Genomic DNA, 17790 nt, shown 5'->3' with positions numbered 1-17790 from the left:
GTGCGCGCGGGCTATTCCAGCGATCGCGGGCGGGTGGCGGGGCGGCGCAGGTCGTGCTGTTCGCTGGCCACCATGCCGACGGCTTCGCGGGCGGTGAGCCCGAGCCCGAGGGCGAGTCCGTCGAGTACGGCCCAGTCGGATTCGGTGGGCGCGTGGTCGGCGATGGTGGAGGCGATGGTCATGGCGGTCACCGCCTGCTGACCGGAGAGGGTGCGGCCGGGTAACCAGGAAACCACCCAGCGATCGCCGCCTACGCAGCGCGCGATGTGCGTGGTCATATCGCTTGTCATCATCGACGCTGAAACAACTTCGATGGCCACCGACCAGCTCCCCTCATACGCGCGCGACAGCATTGGTTGAGGCGATATTAGGGGGCGGTGAGTACCGCGTGATCAGTATTTCAGCAAATTACGTGCAACGATCGGATTAACTGGCAAACGTACGGTTTGCCAGTTAATACAGCATCCTGGCGACCGGTCAGAAAACCGAGGTTGATCCGTTTTCAGTGTCCGATTCGGGCAATTTCTTCGGTTGTTGCGGAGGCACTACCGCGAGCACCGCCGCTTCGATTTCCGCGCGGCGTTCCGGCGTGTCGGAGACGCCCAGATCCAGGCAGAACGTATCGACGACGGCCGCGCCGAGCGTATGCACCTTCGCCCAGGACACATTCGCACCGGATTCCGCGAGCGCCGCGGCCAAACGGCTCAGCAATCCGATTCGATCCTCGGCGCGCAATTCCAGCAGTACCCGTCCGGGGTCCGCGGTTTCATTCCAGAGCACGCGCGGCGCGGCTTGTGCGTAAGGGCTGGGCTGGGTGCCGCCCGCTTCGCGTTCCTTACGCGCGAGCACCGAAACCAGGTCCAAATCACCGTTTATGGCCCTGATCAATTCCTGCCGCAGCAGACCCGCATCCGGCGGATTTCCGAAACGCGGCGCGACCACGAAGGTATCGATGGCCGAGACGCCGACGCTCGCCAGTTCGGCCGAGAGCACGCGCAGCGAATGCATGGCCAGTACGCCCGCGGCATCCGAGAGCAGACCCGGGGTGTCCGGTGCGACCACGGTGACGATATGGGTGTACCGCCCCTCCCCCGGCTTCAATTCCACATGCACACCGCCGTTTTCGGCCCGTTCGCGCAGATCGTCCGGAATCGCATCGGGTTTGGGCAGTTCCTCCCCCGCCATCGACAGTCGGCAGCGGCGCACCAGATCGCCGATCAGCGAGGCCTTCCAGTCGTTCCAGACGCCCGGCCCGGTGGCCAGGGAATCGGCTTCGGCCAGCGCGGCCAGCAATTCGAGCAGTTGCGGATCGCCGTCGAGCGCGTCGACCACCATTTTCACGGTGTCCGGATCGGCCAGATCGCGGCGGGTGGCGGTATCGGGCAGCAGCAGATGCTGACGCACCATGGCCGAGAGCGTGCGCACATCCGACGGCCACAACCCGAGCCTGCGCCCGATGGAGGTGGCCAGTTCCGCACCGACCACGCTGTGATCCTCGGTGCGGCCCTTGCCGATATCGTGCAACAGCGCGCCGATCAACAGCAGGTCCGGGCGCGCCACCCGGGTGGAGAGCGCACCCGCCTGCGCCACCGCCTCCATCAGATGACGGTCCACGGTCCAGGTGTGCATGGCATCGCGCGGCGGCAGATCCCGCACCACGCCCCATTCCGGAAAGAGCCTGCCCCACAGGCCCGTTCGATCCAGGGCCTCGATGGCGTCGATGGTGCCGCGGCCCGCGCCCAGCAAAACCAGCAGATCGTTGAGGGCTTCCTTGGGCCACGGCTCGCGTAGTTCGGGCGCGTCCTCGGAGAGTCTGTTCAAGGTCGTCGCGGACATGGGTAATCCGGTCTGCGCCGAGGCCGCAGCCACGCGCAGTATCAGTCCGGGATCGCGCTGCGGCCGCGCGTCTCGTGCGAGCACCACTTCACCGGAATGCTCGACCACCCCCTCATCGAGTGGTCGGCGTACCGGCATGCGGCGCAGGCGGGCGAGACCGCGGCGCGGCAGCGCGTTGGCGGCGGTGCGCAGCCCGACATCGGTGGAATAGCTGACCGTTCGCGCCGCATCACTGAGGGTGCGGGCGAGGTCGAAGCGATCCCCGATGCGCAGGGCCGCGCCGATTTCGTCCGCATCCTGGGCGCGCAGTTGGTCGCGGGCGCGACCGGCGACCCGATGCAATTCGGTGCGAACGTCGAGCAATCTGCGCTGGGCCTGCTTGAGCCCGCCGCCGGGCACATCCGGACCGAGCCCCGGCATGGCATCGGTCAGCTGTGCGATGGCGAGGGCGTCGAGCAGCTGGATATCGCGCAGTCCGCCGCGCCCGTTCTTGAGATCGGGTTCGGCGCGATGCGCGATCTCTCCGCTACGCCGCCAACGGGTTTCGGCCTGTGCGATGAGACCGTCGAACCGGGACCGCACCCCGGCGCGCCAATCCCGCCGCACCCCGCTGATGAGCAGATTGCTGAGCCCCTCGTCACCGACGATATGGCGGGCCTCCAGCATGCCCAGCGCGGCGGTGAGATCATCGGCGGCCACGCGCAGCGCCTGCGGCACCGTGCGCACGCTGTGATCGAGCTTGATATGCGCGTCCCACAGCGGATACCAGAGCTGATCGGCGACCTCGGCGACCTTGGCCGGGTCGACGTCGTCGTAGAGCAGCACCAGATCCAGATCCGAATAGGGCAGCATCTCCCGGCGGCCCAGACCGCCCACCGCGACGATGGCCAGACCGCTGCCGTCGACGATGCCGACCTCGTGACCCTTTGTGGTCAGCCATAATTCGTACAGATCGACCAGGGCCAGGCGCAGCGTTTCCGGTTCCAGTCGGGTGGCGCGCCCGTGCGCGCTGTGTTCGGCGAGTAGTTGGTTGCGGGCCCGGACCAGATCCGAGGCGCCGTTCGAGACCTGCTCCGCAGGGTCCTTGGAGTCCTTGGCGTCCTTCTCATCGCGTGCCTGCTGGAAACCCACACCGACCACCCATCTCATTCAGTTCGTGATCCCGGCTGCCACCGGGACTTTCCACCCTGCCCGAGCACGAGGGCGGCCCCGTCCCTACCGGTCCTCATCCGGTGGGAACGGGGCCGCCGCTCACTTCGTGAATTACAGAGCGTCCGAGCCACGTTCGCCGGTGCGGACCCGGATGATGGCGTCAACCGGGGTCACCCAGACCTTGCCGTCACCGATCTTGCCGGTGCGGGCGGCCTCGACGATGACCTCCACGACCTTGTCGACGGAGGCGTCGTCCACGACCACCTCGACCCGGACCTTCGGGACGAAGTCGACCGAGTACTCCGCACCGCGGTAGACCTCGGTGTGGCCCTTCTGACGGCCGTAGCCCTGCACTTCGCTGACGGTCATGCCGAGTACGCCGGCCTGCTCCAGCCCGGTCTTGACGTCCTCGAGCGTGAACGGTTTGACGATTGCGGTGATCAGTTTCATGCGTCATGCCTCCTTGACGGCGGTGGTACGTGCCGTGCCACCCACAGCAGCGAAATCGTATGCCGATTCAGCGTGCTCCGACTCGTCCAAGCCCTGGAACTCGGCTTCCTCGTTCGCGCGGAGACCGATGGTGTACTTGATCGCCAGCGCGATGATGAGCGTCGCGATACCGGAGTAGGCGAGCACCGCACCGGCGCCGATCGCCTGCTTGACCAGCTGATCGAAACCGCCACCGTAGAACAGGCCCTTGACCGCGGCCGGGGCCTCGGGGGCCGCGACCAGGCCGACCATCAGGGTGCCGGCGATACCGCCGACCAGGTGAACACCGACCACGTCGAGCGAGTCGTCGAAGCCGAAGCGGAACTTCAGGCCGACCGCCAGGGCGCAGAGCACACCGGCGACCACACCGATGGCGAGCGCGCCGATCACGTTGACCGAGGAGCAGGACGGGGTGATGGCGACCAGACCGGCCACGATGCCCGAGGCCGCGCCGAGCGAGGTGGCGTGACCGTCACGCACCTTCTCCACCAGCAGCCAGGCGAGCATGGCCGCACCGGTGGCGACGGTGGTGGTGACGAAGGTGGCGCCGGCGATACCGTTGGAGCCGACCGCGGAACCCGCGTTGAAGCCGTACCAGCCGAACCACAGCAGACCCGCGCCGAGCATGACGAACGGCAGGTTGTGCGGGCGCATCGGGGTGCCCGGCCAGCCCTTGCGCTTACCGAGGACGATGGCCAGGACCAGGCCCGCGACACCGGCGTTGATATGGACCGCGGTACCACCCGCGAAGTCGATCGCCTTGAGCTTGTTGGCAATCCAGCCACCGTGCTCACCGGTCACGCCGTCGAAGGCGAAGACCCAGTGCGCGATCGGGAAGTAGACGACCGTGGCCCACACGGTCGCGAAGAGCAGCCAGGAGCCGAACTTCAGGCGGTCGGCGACGGCACCCGAGATGAGGGCGACGGTGATGATCGCGAACATGAGCTGGAAGGCCACGAAAACGGTCGCGGGGATGGTTCCGGCAAGTGGGATAGCCACCTTGACGGAAGCATCGGTCGCGCTGGTCAGGTACTGACCGCCGAACAATGTCTTCAGGCCGAAGTACTGCGCCGGATCGCCGAACAGATTGCCCTTGTCCTCGCCGAACGCCATGGAGAAGCCGTACAGCACCCACAGGACGGTGATAACGCCCATGGCACTGATGCTCATCATGATCATGTTCAGGACATTCTTCGAACGGACCATGCCGCCGTAGAAGAATGCGAGGCCGGGGGTCATCAACAGCACGAGCGCGGCACTTGCCAGCATCCATGCGGTATCACCGGCGTCAGGTGCGCCTAAAACGGGGAACGCCACCTTAATTTCCTCCTCATCTCGGGCCCAGCCGATAACGGCGAATGAGCCTGACATGAAGGTTCGGGCAGCGGTGTTTCCTCCGTGATCCTGCGGCGTTTCGCATAGGTGAACGGATGAGATTGCAGTGTTTCGGTCAGGTTTCCTCGTTCACACCGCTGTTACCAGCGGTGCGTGAGGTTATTGGTGTTTCCCGTGGTACGCGGGGCTCAGCCCAGTAGCGCGTCCACGAAAGCGCCCGGTTCGAAGGGTGCGAGGTCGTCCTGGCCCTCCCCCAAACCAACCAGTTTCACGGGTACGCCGAGCTCATGCTGAACCTGGAAGACGATGCCGCCCTTGGCCGTTCCGTCCAGCTTCGTCAGGGCAACACCGGTGATATCGACGACCTCGGCGAACACCCGGGCCTGCATCAGACCGTTCTGTCCGACCGTGGCGTCGAGCACCAGCAGCACCTCGTCGACTTCGGCCTTCTTCTCCACCACGCGCTTGACCTTGCCCAGCTCGTCCATCAGGCCGGTCTTGGTGTGCAGGCGGCCCGCGGTATCGATGAGCACCACATCCACGCCACGATCGATACCGGCGCTGACCGCGTCGAAGGCCACGGCGGCCGGATCGGCGGCCTCCTTACCGCGCACGGTCTCCGCGCCCACGCGCTCACCCCAGGTCTGCAGCTGATCGGCGGCGGCGGCACGGAAGGTGTCGGCCGCGCCGAGCAGCACCCGGCGGCCGTCGGCCACCAGCACGCGCGCGAGTTTGCCCGTGGTGGTGGTCTTTCCGGTGCCGTTCACGCCGACGACCAGCAGTACGGCCGGATGATCCTCGTGCGGCAGTGCGCGAATCGAGCGATTCAACTCCGGGCGCAGCGCCTCGATGAGCACCTCGCGCAGCACCGCGCGCGCGTCGGCGGCGGTGCGCACGGTGCGCGCGGCCATCTCCTCGCGCAGGCGTTCCACGATGGCGGCGGTCACGGCGGTGCCGAGATCGGCCATCACCAGGGTGTCCTCGATCTCCTCCCAGGAGTCCTCATCGAGGTCACCGCCACCGAGCAGGCCGAGCAGGGATTTGCCGACCGCGTTCTGGGAGCGGGCCAGGCGGCCGCGCAGGCGGTTCAGGCGACCGGCGGTGGGCTCGATATCGGCCGTGAAATCGATCTCGGCTTCGGGCTCGGCCGGGGCGGCAGGAGCGGAAACCTCGGCGGGAGCGACGGTTTCGGGGGCGACGGTTTCGGGGCTGACGGACGGGGCCGCCTCGGCGGGCGCTACCGCGGCAGCGGCTGCCTGATCACGTGCGGAGGTATCGGCGGGAGCCTCGGCGGTCTCGGCCTCGGCCGCCGCGGCGGCGATATCCGCCGCTTCGGCGGGGACAGTGCTGATCGAGGGTGCGGTATCGGCCTCGGGTGCTTCGGTCTCGGCGGGCGCGACCTCGTCGGCCTCCGGGGCCAGCTCGGGTCCCTGGACCGGATCGGGCAGCCGGACATCGTGGATACCGCGTTTGGCGGCATCGCGCGGGATGGCCGCGTCATCGCCGACGTGCGGCTGGCCTTCGGTATCGGTGCGCTCGACCGGAATCGGTTCGGGTTCGGGGGCGGGTTTGGGCAGGGTCGCCGTCCCGCCGCCTTGACTGAAGCTGAATCCGCTCGATGCCGTGTATCCCCCCGACCGGTCGGTCAGTTCCGGCTTCGCCTCTTCGGCGGCCGGGGCGAGGGAGATACGGCGGCGCTTGTACAGGACGAATCCCGACACGAACACCACCAGCAGGACCGCGGCGATGGCGGCGATGAGGATCCAGGCTTGTGCAGTCACCAGGCCATCCTCTCAGAGGGGTCGCTATTGCCGGTTTCACATACCTACCCACGAGTTGCGGGGCAGTGTCGTCTAGCACACATCGGTGTCCGATGGCTATGGACACGCCGATTCGGTGCCCCTGAAATGCGCGAACTACCGACCGGTCTGCTCGACAACGCACCACAGTGCGGAAGGAGCGGCGAATGCGACACCGAGACAATAGGATCGGCGACGTGACCGATCGAAATGTGCTTGGGGGACCGCTGGAGGAGTGTGGCACCGATCCTCTCACCGGCTTCTACCGGGACGGGTGCTGCAGCACCGGTCCCGAAGATCTTGGCAGCCATACCGTGTGCACCGTGGTGACCGCGGAGTTCCTGGAGCATCAGAAGTCGATCGGCAACGACCTGCTCACCGCACGGCCGGAGAACAACTTTCCGGGCCTGCAGCCGGGCGATCGCTGGTGTGTGGTGGCGGTGCGCTGGTTGCACGCGCATGAGGACGGGGTGGCCGCACCGGTGGTGCTGGCCGCCACCCACGAGAACGCTCTCGAGGTGGTGCCGATGGATACGCTGCGCAAATACGCCGTGGATGTGCCGGACGACGTCAGCGATCTGCTCTAGCGGCCCGGGTCATACGCGCCGCATGAGGCGGGCGGCGGTGTCGCGCACCAGGATTCCGAGGCGGCTGCCGGGGACGATGAAGGCCCCGGCGAGGCGCGCGCCGTTCTGCTTGGGATCGGACAGGACCCGCTGCCGCCGTTCGTAATTACGCAGGGCGGTGTCCGGTTCGCCTGGAGTGCGGGCCAATTCCTCGGCGAGGGTGTGCGCGCCCGCGATGGCGAGGCTGGAGCCGTCACCGAAGAGGGAGACGCTGGAACCGGCGTCGCCCAGCAGGGTGATGCGGCCCTTCGACCAGGTGTCGAGCCGGACCTTGCTGACCGAGTCGAAGTAGAGGTCCTCGGCGTCTCGAATCTGTTCGAACACCGGGCCGAAGACACCGACCGGTCCGTCGAATGCGTTCAGCAGCAGGCGTTTGTGCTGCGCCACATCGCGATAGTCGTAGTCCGGCACCGCGGGACTGCGGAACATCAAGGCGGCCAGCGGCTTCCCACCCGCGGGATGCACCGAGAGGGAACGCCCGGGCGTGTTGAACATGACGACCTCGCGCGCATCGCCGTAGATACGGTCCACCGGCAGCGTGGCGACGTAGATTCCCATATGCCGCACGAAATCCCGCTCCGGGCCGAAGGCCAGGCGGCGGACATTCGAGTGCAGGCCGTCCGCGCCGACCACATAGTCGAAGGTTTGCGGGGCGTGCTGTTCGAAACTCACCGATACCCCCGAATCATCCTGTTCCAGACCGGTAATGGTGTCGCCCCAGCGGATTTCGGCCCGATCGCGCGCCGCGCCGAGCAGGATCTTCGCCAGTTCCGCGCGGGGTAGTTCGACCTCGCCCGCACCGTCGGCCGCTTTGGTGGCCACCGACACGCGCGGCCGCCCCGCCGCGTCGATGAAACTGAGCCGGTCGACATCGATTGCCGCCTTGCGCAATTCGGGCATCACGCCCATTTTCTCGGCCACGTCGGCCGCGTATCCGCGCACGTCGACGGGATTTCCGCTGGAGCGCTGCCCGGTGGCGCGCTCCACCACCGTGACTTCGAAACCGCGCTCGCTCAGCCAGTAGGCCAGGGTCGAGCCGCCGACACCGGCACCCGAGATCAGCACCTTCGTGCTCATGGGAATCACCTCGATCGATTTAAGTGGACGCATTTCGTCCGCTTAGTTCCGATGCTAGGCTAAACGGAAGCATTTCGTCCACTTAAACTTTTGGAGGTGAGTCCGACGGCCGACCGCCTACGGGCCGATGCGCGCAGCAATCGGGACCAGATCGTCAACGCCGCACTGGCGGTCTTCCGCGAGCGCGGCACCGAGGTCCCGATGAAGGAGATCGCCGACCGCGCCGGGGTGGGCGTCGGCACCCTGTACCGCCGCTTCCCGGATCGCGATGCCCTGCTGGTCGGTACCGCGCAGGCGCATCTGGAACGGCTCTCGGATCTGGCCGCCACGGCCTGGCGCGAGGAGCGCACCGCCTGGCGCGGTATGCGCCGCTTCCTGCGCGAATGCGTCGAAATGCAGCTGGGCGCACAGTCTTCCGCCATCGGCCCGGCCGTACACCGGGCCATGCACGCCGACCCGCGCCTGATCGATGTGCGCGCGGCCGTCGTGGATCTGGTGACCCGTATGACCGCCCGGGCGCAGGCCGACGGCGATCTGCGCCTCGATATCGGCCCCGACGACATCTCCCTGCTCATGACCGTGCAGGTCTACACCCGCGAAGGCGAGTCGTATCCCGACGCCGTCGACCGCGTCATGACGATCATGCTGGACGGCCTACGCCCGCAACCTGATTCGGCGAACTGAACCGCACCGCGATGCCGCCCGGCCGGCTGCCGGGCGGCATGGTCGATGGTGTGCGGTTCAGCGGGAGATGCGCAGGGTGTAGGTCTGCACCGCGGCCATGGCGGCGGTGAAGGCGGCGATGAACAGGATGCCCACCGTGCCGAGGGTGGTGGGGTGCACCCAGCCCGCTTCGACGGTGATGACGCTGTCGACGGCCCATACCGCGTTCAGTCCGGCGATGAAAGCGGCCGGGCGGCGCGGGATCTCGCGGCGGGTGGCGACCACCAGGACGGCTGCCGCGTAGAGGATGAAGAACGCGCCGACGCCCAGGAGCAGTTCGGTGGAGAGTCCGAGGGCGGTGTCGAGCACACCGGACAGGGCCGCGATGAGGATGCCGGAGGCGAGGGTGACGATGCCGTCGGCTTCGTAAGCCAGTCGCAGCGGGGACATTCCGGCGATCAGGCGGGGGGCGGTGGCGGTGCTGGCGGTCATGGGAATCGGTTCCTTCCGAAGCGGTGCTTGCGATGTACCGACATTCGCCGGGACCGCACTGCCGACACCATGACAAGAGCTGCAAAGTACTGCCAACCGCAGGTGAGAGCGTTTTATCGGTTCAGGAAACGGTGCTGTCCAGCCCCGCGCGCAATTGTGCGGCAATGATTCTCGCTGCCGCGTTCTGCCAATTGTGCAGTGTCCGTTCGGGTACCTGATCCGCGAACCAGGTCAGGGCGCGCCGCGCTACCGGGTCGAGGTCGGTACGTTTGGTGCGCACGCTGTAGGGGCGGATGCCCGCGACGTAGTAGAAGTACACCGAGTTGTAGTGCCGCCATTCCTCACTGGTGCCGAAGTCCTCGCCGGTGCGCGGTTTGAGGTGGCTGATGCTCTCGGTCAGCAGCGCCTTGAGTTCGGTGGCGCGATCGAGCGGTCCGGCCGGGGTGTCGCGGCCGTGCAACCGGGCATCGATGGCGGGCAGATCGATGAGCGGGCTGGCGACGAGTTTGCCGAGATCGGCGTAGTGGCTCAGCGCGCGCCGGGTGATGCGGGCGAATTCCTCCTCGCCGAGCGCGGCGAGTCCGGTCTCGATGCGTTTGCGCGGCAATTCCTCGGCGGCGGTGCGCAGTTCGTCGCGCGCCTCGCGCAGTGGCGGTGCGAAGGCGAAGCGGTCGATGCCCGCCTGGATCGGCGCGTTGAGCACCTGCATGGCGATGGCGGCGGCAATGGCCCCGAAGAGCAGGGCCACCAGTGCGGGCCGCTCCCCCGCCAGCACGATGGCGACCGCGGCCTGACCGCCGAACACCGTGGCGGCGGTGGCCGAAATGAACAGGGAGCGCAGCATATCCGCGCGCAGCGCCTGCCCTTCCTCGAAGGCGTCCAGTACCGCGATGCCGACGCCGAGCAGCACCAGGTCCACCGCGATGGCCGAAAGCATGGAGGTGCGCGGTAATACATTGAGTCCCAGCAGGATCAGCGAGGAACTGAGGCCGAACATGAGCGCTCCCACGGTGAGCAGTCCGGTCACCGGCCGCCGCGCGTCCTCGGCCCAGTCGCCCTGCTGGCCGAGTACGGCGAGCATGCAGGCCATCAGCGCGAGCAGGGCGAGAGCGCCGAGAACGTAACCGGCGGGCAGGAATCCGGCCGCCGCGGGCATGGCGAGCACCGCGCTCACCGGTACCAGTCCCAACCGCCACAGCCGATCCGCGTGCACCGCCCACCGTTCGGTGAGCAGCAGCGCGAACACCCCGCTCCACGCCACCGCGGGAATGCACACCAGCACGATCCGCATGCCGTCGAACCACGCGTCCCCCGTGGCCAATTGATCCGCGACCACCGCGATCGCATACGCGATCAGCCCGGCCGCCGCCCTGCGCAACACCGCCTTACGCGCATCCCGCGCCACCAGGTACCACCCCAGCCACCAGGCAACCCCGAACGCCACCGCAGACACCCACACCACTCCGCGAGCCTATCCGCGCGCGACCAATCTTGTGCGCGTACATCTTTGCCCCACCACTTCGACCGACCACAATCCGCGCGACAACACCGATTCGGGTCTCCTGTGGTGTGCTCAGGACAGGGGTGTGTGGCGGCGGCGGTGAGCCTTCTGGCGGCAGGCGGGAGAGCAGTAGCGGGCGGGTCGGCCGGTGCCGGTGGGCTGGACGGGGGTCGCGCAGACGGGGCAGGGAGTGGCGGGGGTTTCGTTACGCGACCGGGTTTCGTCACGCGCCGCACCGGACTTCACGGGTTTCGTCACGTCCGGACGCGCGGGCATCGCACGCATGGCGTCGAGGATCAGCACGGCCGGGCGAGCGAGTCCGGGACCGGGCGAGACGCGTTGGATGGCAACACATCCGGTGTAGAGGGCCAGCACGTCCGATAGGGCGATGTCGACGCGCACCGAGCCTTGACGCTGGGCCGCCTCCAGCAGTGGAGTCAGCGCGCGGTGGAAGCGCTGTCCCGCGTCCCGGAGCAGGTCGCGTGGCCAGCCGTCATTGTCCAAAACCTCGCAGAGCGCGGTGTTGCCGCTGGTCGAGGTGATGACCTCGGCGCAGAAGGCGAAGAAGGCCAGGCCCGCGCCGGGGGCGTCGCGGTAGCCGACGGCGAGTGCGGTGAGGCGGTCGATGCGCTGTTGCAGCACCGCTTCCAGCAGTTCGATCTTGGTGGGGAAATGCCGGTGCACGGTGCCCGCGCCGACGCCCGCCCGGCGCGCGATCTCCATCAGGGATACCGAGGTCCCGTCCTCGGCGAAGGCGCGCTGTGCGGCCGCGAGCACCAGCGCGCGATTGCGGCGGGCGTCGGCGCGCGCGTTCGGGGCGGCGGGGCGATCGAGTCGGAGTGGCGCGGAGGTCATTTCGTTACGGCGATTCTCTTCGGTGCTGGCGGAGCCGAACGGCCCGGTCGTAGCGTCGGCATTCGGGTTGTCCGACCCGAATACTACCGAAGGAACCGAGAACACATGTCTGTGGGAAATGACCTCGTCCTGGTGACCGGCGCGACCGGGAAGCAGGGTGGTGCGACGGCCCGGCGGCTGCTGGCGGCGGGGCGACCGGTAAGGGCGCTGGTCCGGGATACGGAATCGGCTGGGGCGCAAGCGCTCGCGGCCGCCGGGGCGGAGTTGGCGCGGGGTGACTTCGACGCACCCGAGACGATCGCGACCGCAGTGGAGGGGGTGGGTGCGGTGTTCCTCATTCCGCCCGCGGCGTTCGGACCCGATGGCTGGGATGTCGAGCTGGAGGCGCGGCGCGGGGAGGACCTCGTCGCGGCGGCGAAGGCGGCCGGGGTGCGGCAGCTCGTCTTCTCGGGAATCGCCTCGTTCGAGGCCGAGGCGCAGTGGGGTGCACACGGTAAGCGCCGGATCGAGGACGCGGTGCGGGGCAGCGGGCTGAAATGGACCATTCTGCGCCCGGTGCGGTTCATGGAAAACTATCTGGCGCAGGGCTTTCCGGTGGACGGCATCAAGGCGGGCGTGCACCGGCACCTGTTCCCGGCCGATATCCCGATCCAGATGATCGCGGTCGACGATGTGGCGGCGTTCGCCGAACTGGCCTTCGCCGACCCCGCACTTTTCCACGGTCGGATTCTGGAGCTGGCGGGCGATGCCCACACCATGGTGGCGGCGGCCGCGGTGATCAGCGAGATCACCGGGCACACCGTCACTTACGAGGAATTGCCCGAGAAGTTCGCCGCCGACCTGGGCGGCGAGGTCCTCAACGTCTACCGGATGTCACGTACGGGCAAGGGCTGGCACGCCGATATCCCGGCCTTGCGCGAAATCCTGCCCACGCTGCGCACTTTCGAACAGTGGCTCACCGAAACCGGTGCGGCACAGCTGAAACCGATCCTCGAGGGCTAGCGATCAGTTCAGCGCACCGTCGTAATCGGGCAGCTTGAAGGTCTGCTGGGCGTGCCCGCCCGCGAGATCGGAGGCGCTGTTGCCGATATTGGCGACGATGGTGTACCCCTTGCTCTCGATATCGATGCGGGCGCCGGTCTTGTACGACTCCAGCGCGCCCGCACCGGCGGATCCGGTGGTGAGCCCGCCGCCGTACAGCCCGTCCACCGAGTACCCGACCGCGGCCAGGTTGGCCTGGGTGTAGATGCCGAGCACCGAGGGCCGTCCGGTCACGAAAATGATGGCCGCGCCTTGGGATTTGGCCCATTTGGTGAGGGCGAGCACCGGCGGGATGGCCGGGACGATCGGGCTGGGGTTGTAGCTGGTCTCCAGGCTCGTATTGTCGATATCGAGCACGATGGCGGGCTTGGTCGCGCCGGGCAGGGCAGCGGTCAGGTAGCTCTGCGCCTGCGTGGTGACGGCGGTGACATCGGCGATCCACTGGCTGTAGCTGGGCTTGCTGCCGCCGCCCGATAGCGAGGAGGAGCCGGAGCCCCCGCCCGACAGGGATGAGGATCCGGTCCCGCCGGATAGCGAGGAGGATCCGCTGTCGGCGAATGCGACGGCCGGGACGGCGAGGGTTGCGGCGACACCGAGGGCAATACCTGCGAAAGAAGCTCTCATAGCCCCCGGAGGCTATTCGCCGCACCACTCCGACGTGATCATGTTTCAAATAGTCGGCTTGTCGGGAATTTCACTCCCACTCAATGGGATTCCCGCATCGCACCGACTATGCGGACGCACCCACCAAATTCTCGCCGCGCAATCGCTGCGAAATCACCTGGGTGATTCCGTCACCGCGCATGCTGACACCGTAGAGCGCATCGGCGATCTCCATGGTCGGCTTCTGGTGCGTGATCACGATCAGCTGACTCTTCTCGCGCAATTGCTCGAAAAGGCCGATGAGGCGGCGCAGGTTCGTGTCGTCCAGCGCGGCCTCGACCTCGTCCATGACATAGAACGGGGACGGCCGGGCGCGGAAGATGGCGACCAGCAGCGCGACCGCGGTCAGCGACTTCTCGCCACCGGACAGCAGCGAGAGCCGCTTGACCTTCTTACCCGGCGGGCGGGCCTCGACCTCGACACCGGTGGTGAGCATGTCATTGGGATCGGTGAGCAGCAGCCGCCCCTCACCGCCGGGGAACAGTTTGCCGAAGACGCCGACGAATTCGCGCTCCACATCCTCCCAGGCTTCGGTGAAGACCTGCAGGATGCGGGCGTCGACCTCGGCGACCACGTCGAGCAGATCCTGGCGGGCCTTCTTGACGTCCTCCAACTGGGTGGCGAGGAAGTTGTAGCGCTCTTCGAGGGCCGCGAACTCTTCCAGCGCAAGGGGATTCACCTTGCCGAGCGTGGTGAGATCCTTCTCGGCGCGTTTGGCGCGGCGTTCCTGGGTGGCGCGGTCGAACGGCATGGGCTGCGGTTCGGTGACCTGTTCACCACGTTCCTTGGCGGCCTCGTACTCCATCATCTCCAGTGCGGTCGGCGGCATCGGGGTGTCCGGACCGTATTCGTTGATGAGGTCGTCCAGGGCCAGCCCGAACTGTTCGGAGATATTGGTTTCGAGCTGTTCGATGCGCAGCGCCGCCTGGGCGCGCGCCACCTCGTCGCGGTGCACGACATCGGTGAGCTGGGACAGCTGGGTGGTGAGGGCGCGGGCGCGCTCCTTGGTCTGATCCACCTGCGCCGCGAATTCGGTACGGCGGCGCACCAATTCGTCCCGGCGCAGCGCGGCCTGCGCGACGACCTTCTCCAGTTCGGCGGCGACCTTCTCGGCGGATTCGGCGACCACGGCCGCGACGGCGGCGGCCTGGCGGCGCGCGGCGTGCTGACGTTCGGCGCGGGCGCGGTTCTCACGTTCGGCGCGGGCGGCGCGGCGTAGCGAATCCGCTTTGCCGCGCACCGATTCCGCGCGTTCCTCGGCGGTGCGCACGGTCAGGCGCGCCTCCACCTCCATGGTGCGGGCCTCGGCGAGCGCGGCGGCGGCTTCTTCGCGGGCGTATCCGGCGGTCTCGGTACCGGCGGAATCCGAATCCAGGTCGGAGCCTTCACCTTCCACATGCCGCAGCCGGTCCTCGAGTTCGGCGAGTTTGGCGAGGGTCTCCTCGCGCCCGGCCTCGGTTTCGGCGCGCTGGGCGAGCAGTCGTTCGCATTCGCGCTGGGCGTTGCGCGCGCCCTGGCCGAGCCGTCCGAGCCGGTCGTAGATGGAGACCAGCGCCTGATCGGATTCGTGCAGGGCGAGCAGGGCATGATCGACCGCTTCCTTGCGGTCGGTCTGTTCGGCGAGCGCACCCGACAGCGCGGCCTCGAATTCCTCGGCATGGCGCACCCAGGAGTCGAGTTCGGCCTTGGCGGAATCGATTTCGGCCTGCACCTCGAGCTGACTGGGCGCGCGGTCGGAACCGCCGAGCACCCAGCCCGCACCGGTGAGATCGCCGTCGCGGGTGACCACGCGCAGTTCGGGGCGGGCGGCGACGACGCGGGTGGCGGTCTCCAGATCGGCGGCCACCGCGATACCCGTGGTCAGCGCGGCGATCGCACCGCGCATGTGATCGGGGCATTCCACCACGTCGGCGAGCCAGCGCGCACCGTCGGGCAGCTGCCCGCCGCCGCGCGAATCCGGTTGTGCCGCACCGGCGTACACCAGGGCGACGCGTCCACCGTCGGCGTCCTTGAGCGCGCGCACGGCGGCGTGCGCGGCGGGTCCGGTATCGGCGGCGACCGCATCGGCGAGCGGTCCGAGCGCGGCGGCCACGGCGGCCTCGAAGCCACCCTGCACCCGGATCAGTCCGGACAGCGGTCCGAGCAGTCCGTCGGCGCGATGTTCGAGCAGCCAGGCCGCGCCGTCGCGGCGGGCCAGGCCCATGGTGAGCGCTTCGATGCGCGCGGTCAGCGAGGCGACGCGCTTGCCGGCCTCGCGATCCTGTTCGCGCAGTTCGGTGACCCGCTGGTCGGCGAGTTGCAGGGCCTCGGCGGCATGTTCATAGGAGGCGTCCAGTCCGGCCTCACCCGAATCGAGTTCGCTCAATTCCTCCTGGACGGACTCGAATTCGGCGTCCGCGGCCGAACCGCGCTGGCGCGCCTCGGCGATGGAGGCGGAGATACGGTTGATCTCCCCGTCCACCGATTGCGCGCGCGAGCGCAGCGTGTCGACCTGTCCGGACAGCCGGGCCAGGCCCTCGCGCCGGTCGGCGATGGCGCGCACGGCGGCCAGATGCGCCTGTTCGGCGGCCTTGGCGGCCTGTTCACGCTCGTGCAGCAGATCGCGGGCGGCCTCGAGGGTTTCGGTGGCGATCTCGACGGCCTCGACGAGTTCGGCCTCCTCGGCCTCGACCCGGTCGGCATCGCGTTCGAGCTGATCGGGATCGCGGCCCTCGCCGACGGGTTGCTCGATGGTCAGATTTCGCGCGCGGTCCCGGGCGATTCGAATAGTGGCATTGACACGTTCGGTCAACGCGGACAGCTGGAACCAGGTCTGCGCGGCCGCCTCGGCGCTCGGAGTGAGCCGGGAGAGTTCGAATTCCTGCTGTGCGAGTGCGGCATTGGCGGCATCCAATTCCGCGTGCACGTTGACCTGCTGTTCGCGCGCGTACGATTCCTTGCTCTGCTGGCTCTCCAGCTCATGCCGCCTGCTGACCAGGTCATCGGCCGCCAAACGCAGGCGCGCGTCGCGCAATTCGGACTGTACGGTGGCCGCGCGCCGGGCCACCTCGGCCTGGCGTCCGAGCGGTTTGAGCTGGCGGCGCAGTTCGGTCGTGAGGTCGGTCAGGCGGGCCAGATTCGCCTGCATGGCGTCCAGCTTGCGGACCGCCTTCTCCTTGCGGCGACGGTGTTTGAGCACGCCAGCGGCCTCTTCGATGAAGGCGCGGCGGTCCTCGGGCCGGGATTCCAGGATGGCCGAGAGCCGCCCCTGACCCACGATGACGTGCATTTCCCGGCCGATGCCGGAGTCGCTGAGCAATTCCTGCACATCCATCAGGCGGCAGGAATTGCCGTTGATCTCGTATTCACCGGCGCCGTCGCGGAACATGCGGCGGGTGATGGAGACCTCGGAGTACTCGATGGGCAGCATGCCGTCGGAATTGTCGATGGTCAGGGTCACCTCGGCGCGGCCCAGCGGCGCGCGGCCGGCGGTGCCGGCGAAGATGACGTCCTCCATCTTTCCGCCACGCAGCGCTTTCGCGCCCTGCTCCCCCATCACCCAGGTCAAGGCGTCGACGACGTTCGACTTCCCCGACCCATTGGGGCCCACCACGCAGGTGATGCCGGGTTCCAACCGCAGCGTCGTCGCGGACGCGAAGGACTTGAAGCCCTTCAGCGTCAGACTCTTGAGGTGCACAGCCGCCCAGGCTACCCGGTAATTCGCGATTGCCCCGAGTATGCCGACAACGCGTCCTGTCGATCGCCGACCGGCGGGCGGGGTGATCGCAGTGGTCCGGGTCGTCATTCGTCGCGCTAATGACTTGCGACACGTCCACACCGTGGGAATTCGTCGGATGTCCCGGAGATCAGGTACTGTCTTGCGTGTTGCAACTTTTGGTTCTCACAGACTTCAGTACGCGCCTGCTGACCATCACGCAGGCGCGCATTTGTGTTTCCAGTGATTCCTGACGGGGTCATTACAGCGACATCAGACCCGCAAAGTGCGGGTCGCACCAAAACAAAGAGGAGAGTCAATCGTGGCTACCGGTACCGTGAAGTGGTTCAACACCGAAAAGGGCTTCGGCTTCATCGAGCAGGACGGTGGCGGCCCTGACGTGTTCGCCCACTACTCGAACATTGCCGCTCAGGGCTTCCGCGAGCTGACCGAGGGCCAGAAGGTCTCGTTCGACATCGCGCAGGGCCAGAAGGGCCCCCAGGCGGAGAACATCACCCCTGCCTAATTAGCAGGAGTTCGACCGGCGGCCCGGTGTACCTAGGTACC

At 67.6% G+C, this 17790-nt stretch carries 15 protein-coding genes; 4 read left to right on the top strand and 11 right to left on the bottom strand.

Annotation, left to right across the window (positions count from 1 at the left end):
* Nucleotides 1-11 precede the first annotated feature (11 nt).
* The 5 genes from ACFC4D_RS45020 to ftsY form a co-directional block, all read right to left on the bottom strand.
* Nucleotides 12-320 (bottom strand): hypothetical protein, encoded by a 309-nt coding sequence (locus tag ACFC4D_RS45020; RefSeq protein WP_364630556.1) that lies wholly within the window; start codon nt 318-320, stop codon nt 12-14.
* A gap of 157 nt (nt 321-477) precedes the next feature.
* On the bottom strand, nt 478-2985 hold the full coding sequence (locus ACFC4D_RS45015) for a [protein-PII] uridylyltransferase (RefSeq protein WP_376072936.1): 2508 nt from the start codon (nt 2983-2985) through the stop codon (nt 478-480).
* A 114-nt stretch (nt 2986-3099) separates the two neighbouring features.
* Nucleotides 3100-3438, bottom strand: coding sequence for a P-II family nitrogen regulator (locus ACFC4D_RS45010; RefSeq protein WP_364630550.1), 339 nt, complete (start codon nt 3436-3438; stop codon nt 3100-3102).
* A gap of 3 nt (nt 3439-3441) precedes the next feature.
* Nucleotides 3442-4794, bottom strand: coding sequence for an ammonium transporter (locus tag ACFC4D_RS45005; RefSeq protein ID WP_375954710.1), 1353 nt, complete (start codon nt 4792-4794; stop codon nt 3442-3444).
* Nucleotides 4795-5000: 206 nt separating this feature from the next.
* The gene (gene ftsY / locus ACFC4D_RS45000) at nt 5001-6593 is read right to left on the bottom strand and encodes a signal recognition particle-docking protein FtsY (RefSeq protein ID WP_376072933.1); all 1593 of its coding nucleotides are present in this window, start codon (nt 6591-6593) and stop codon (nt 5001-5003) included.
* Nucleotides 6594-6808: 215 nt separating this feature from the next.
* On the opposite strand from ftsY, the gene ACFC4D_RS44995 reads away from it, so the two are divergent.
* On the top strand, nt 6809-7198 hold the full coding sequence (locus ACFC4D_RS44995; protein ID WP_309231366.1) for a DUF2237 domain-containing protein: 390 nt from the start codon (nt 6809-6811) through the stop codon (nt 7196-7198).
* A 9-nt stretch (nt 7199-7207) separates the two neighbouring features.
* Here ACFC4D_RS44995 and ACFC4D_RS44990 read toward each other — a convergent pair whose 3' ends face one another.
* Nucleotides 7208-8314 carry an FAD-dependent monooxygenase gene (locus ACFC4D_RS44990; protein WP_376072930.1) on the bottom strand — a complete coding sequence of 369 codons (1107 nt, stop codon included), beginning with the start codon at nt 8312-8314 and terminating at the stop codon, nt 7208-7210.
* 96 nt (nt 8315-8410) lie between these two features.
* Between ACFC4D_RS44990 and ACFC4D_RS44985 the strand changes: the two genes are divergently transcribed.
* Nucleotides 8411-8998: a TetR/AcrR family transcriptional regulator gene (locus ACFC4D_RS44985; protein WP_376072927.1), complete on the top strand. Its 588-nt coding sequence runs from the start codon at nt 8411-8413 to the stop codon at nt 8996-8998.
* A gap of 57 nt (nt 8999-9055) precedes the next feature.
* On the opposite strand, the gene ACFC4D_RS44980 is transcribed toward ACFC4D_RS44985, so the two are convergent.
* The 3 genes from ACFC4D_RS44980 to ACFC4D_RS44970 form a co-directional block, all read right to left on the bottom strand.
* Nucleotides 9056-9469 carry a hypothetical protein gene (locus ACFC4D_RS44980; protein ID WP_376072924.1) on the bottom strand — a complete coding sequence of 138 codons (414 nt, stop codon included), beginning with the start codon at nt 9467-9469 and terminating at the stop codon, nt 9056-9058.
* 121 nt (nt 9470-9590) lie between these two features.
* Nucleotides 9591-10931, bottom strand: coding sequence for a hypothetical protein (locus tag ACFC4D_RS44975; RefSeq protein ID WP_375954720.1), 1341 nt, complete (start codon nt 10929-10931; stop codon nt 9591-9593).
* Nucleotides 10932-11042: 111 nt separating this feature from the next.
* Complete coding sequence (locus ACFC4D_RS44970; RefSeq protein WP_376072921.1) at nt 11043-11825, bottom strand: TetR/AcrR family transcriptional regulator; 783 nt, start codon at nt 11823-11825, stop codon at nt 11043-11045.
* A gap of 105 nt (nt 11826-11930) precedes the next feature.
* Here ACFC4D_RS44970 and ACFC4D_RS44965 point away from each other — a divergent pair, with 105 nt between their 5' ends.
* Entirely contained in the window at nt 11931-12827 is an 897-nt protein-coding gene (locus tag ACFC4D_RS44965; RefSeq protein ID WP_376072918.1) for an NmrA family NAD(P)-binding protein, read from the top strand.
* Between the two features lie 3 nt (nt 12828-12830).
* Here the strand turns inward: ACFC4D_RS44965 and ACFC4D_RS44960 are convergent, their stop codons facing one another.
* The gene (locus ACFC4D_RS44960) at nt 12831-13490 is read right to left on the bottom strand and encodes an HAD family acid phosphatase (RefSeq protein ID WP_375954726.1); all 660 of its coding nucleotides are present in this window, start codon (nt 13488-13490) and stop codon (nt 12831-12833) included.
* A 106-nt stretch (nt 13491-13596) separates the two neighbouring features.
* Nucleotides 13597-17205: a chromosome segregation protein SMC gene (gene smc, locus ACFC4D_RS44955; protein WP_376072915.1), complete on the bottom strand. Its 3609-nt coding sequence runs from the start codon at nt 17203-17205 to the stop codon at nt 13597-13599.
* A 340-nt stretch (nt 17206-17545) separates the two neighbouring features.
* Between smc and ACFC4D_RS44950 the strand changes: the two genes are divergently transcribed.
* A complete protein-coding gene (locus ACFC4D_RS44950) occupies nt 17546-17749 on the top strand; it encodes a cold-shock protein (protein WP_067574676.1) in 204 nt (67 codons plus the stop codon).
* Nucleotides 17750-17790: the final 41 nt, after the last annotated feature.

Source organism: Nocardia sp. NPDC056000, assembly GCF_042269265.1.
Taxonomy (GTDB): domain Bacteria; phylum Actinomycetota; class Actinomycetes; order Mycobacteriales; family Mycobacteriaceae; genus Nocardia.
Note: the sequence above shows the minus strand (reverse complement) of the source record. Positions and strands in the feature narration are given on the sequence as shown.

Bases quoted from the DNA above. Each gene is read 5' to 3' on its own strand.
- ACFC4D_RS45015 (WP_376072936.1), bottom strand. From the start codon at position 2,985: ATGAGATGGGTGGTCGGTGTGGGTTTCCAGCAGGCACGCGATGAGAAG.
- ACFC4D_RS45010 (WP_364630550.1), bottom strand. From the start codon at position 3,438: ATGAAACTGATCACCGCAATCGTCAAACCGTTCACGCTCGAGGACGTC.
- ACFC4D_RS44990 (WP_376072930.1), bottom strand. From the start codon at position 8,314: ATGAGCACGAAGGTGCTGATCTCGGGTGCCGGTGTCGGCGGCTCGACC.
- ACFC4D_RS44980 (WP_376072924.1), bottom strand. From the start codon at position 9,469: ATGACCGCCAGCACCGCCACCGCCCCCCGCCTGATCGCCGGAATGTCC.
- ACFC4D_RS44970 (WP_376072921.1), bottom strand. From the start codon at position 11,825: ATGACCTCCGCGCCACTCCGACTCGATCGCCCCGCCGCCCCGAACGCG.
- ACFC4D_RS44965 (WP_376072918.1), top strand. From the start codon at position 11,931: ATGTCTGTGGGAAATGACCTCGTCCTGGTGACCGGCGCGACCGGGAAG.
- ACFC4D_RS44960 (WP_375954726.1), bottom strand. From the start codon at position 13,490: ATGAGAGCTTCTTTCGCAGGTATTGCCCTCGGTGTCGCCGCAACCCTC.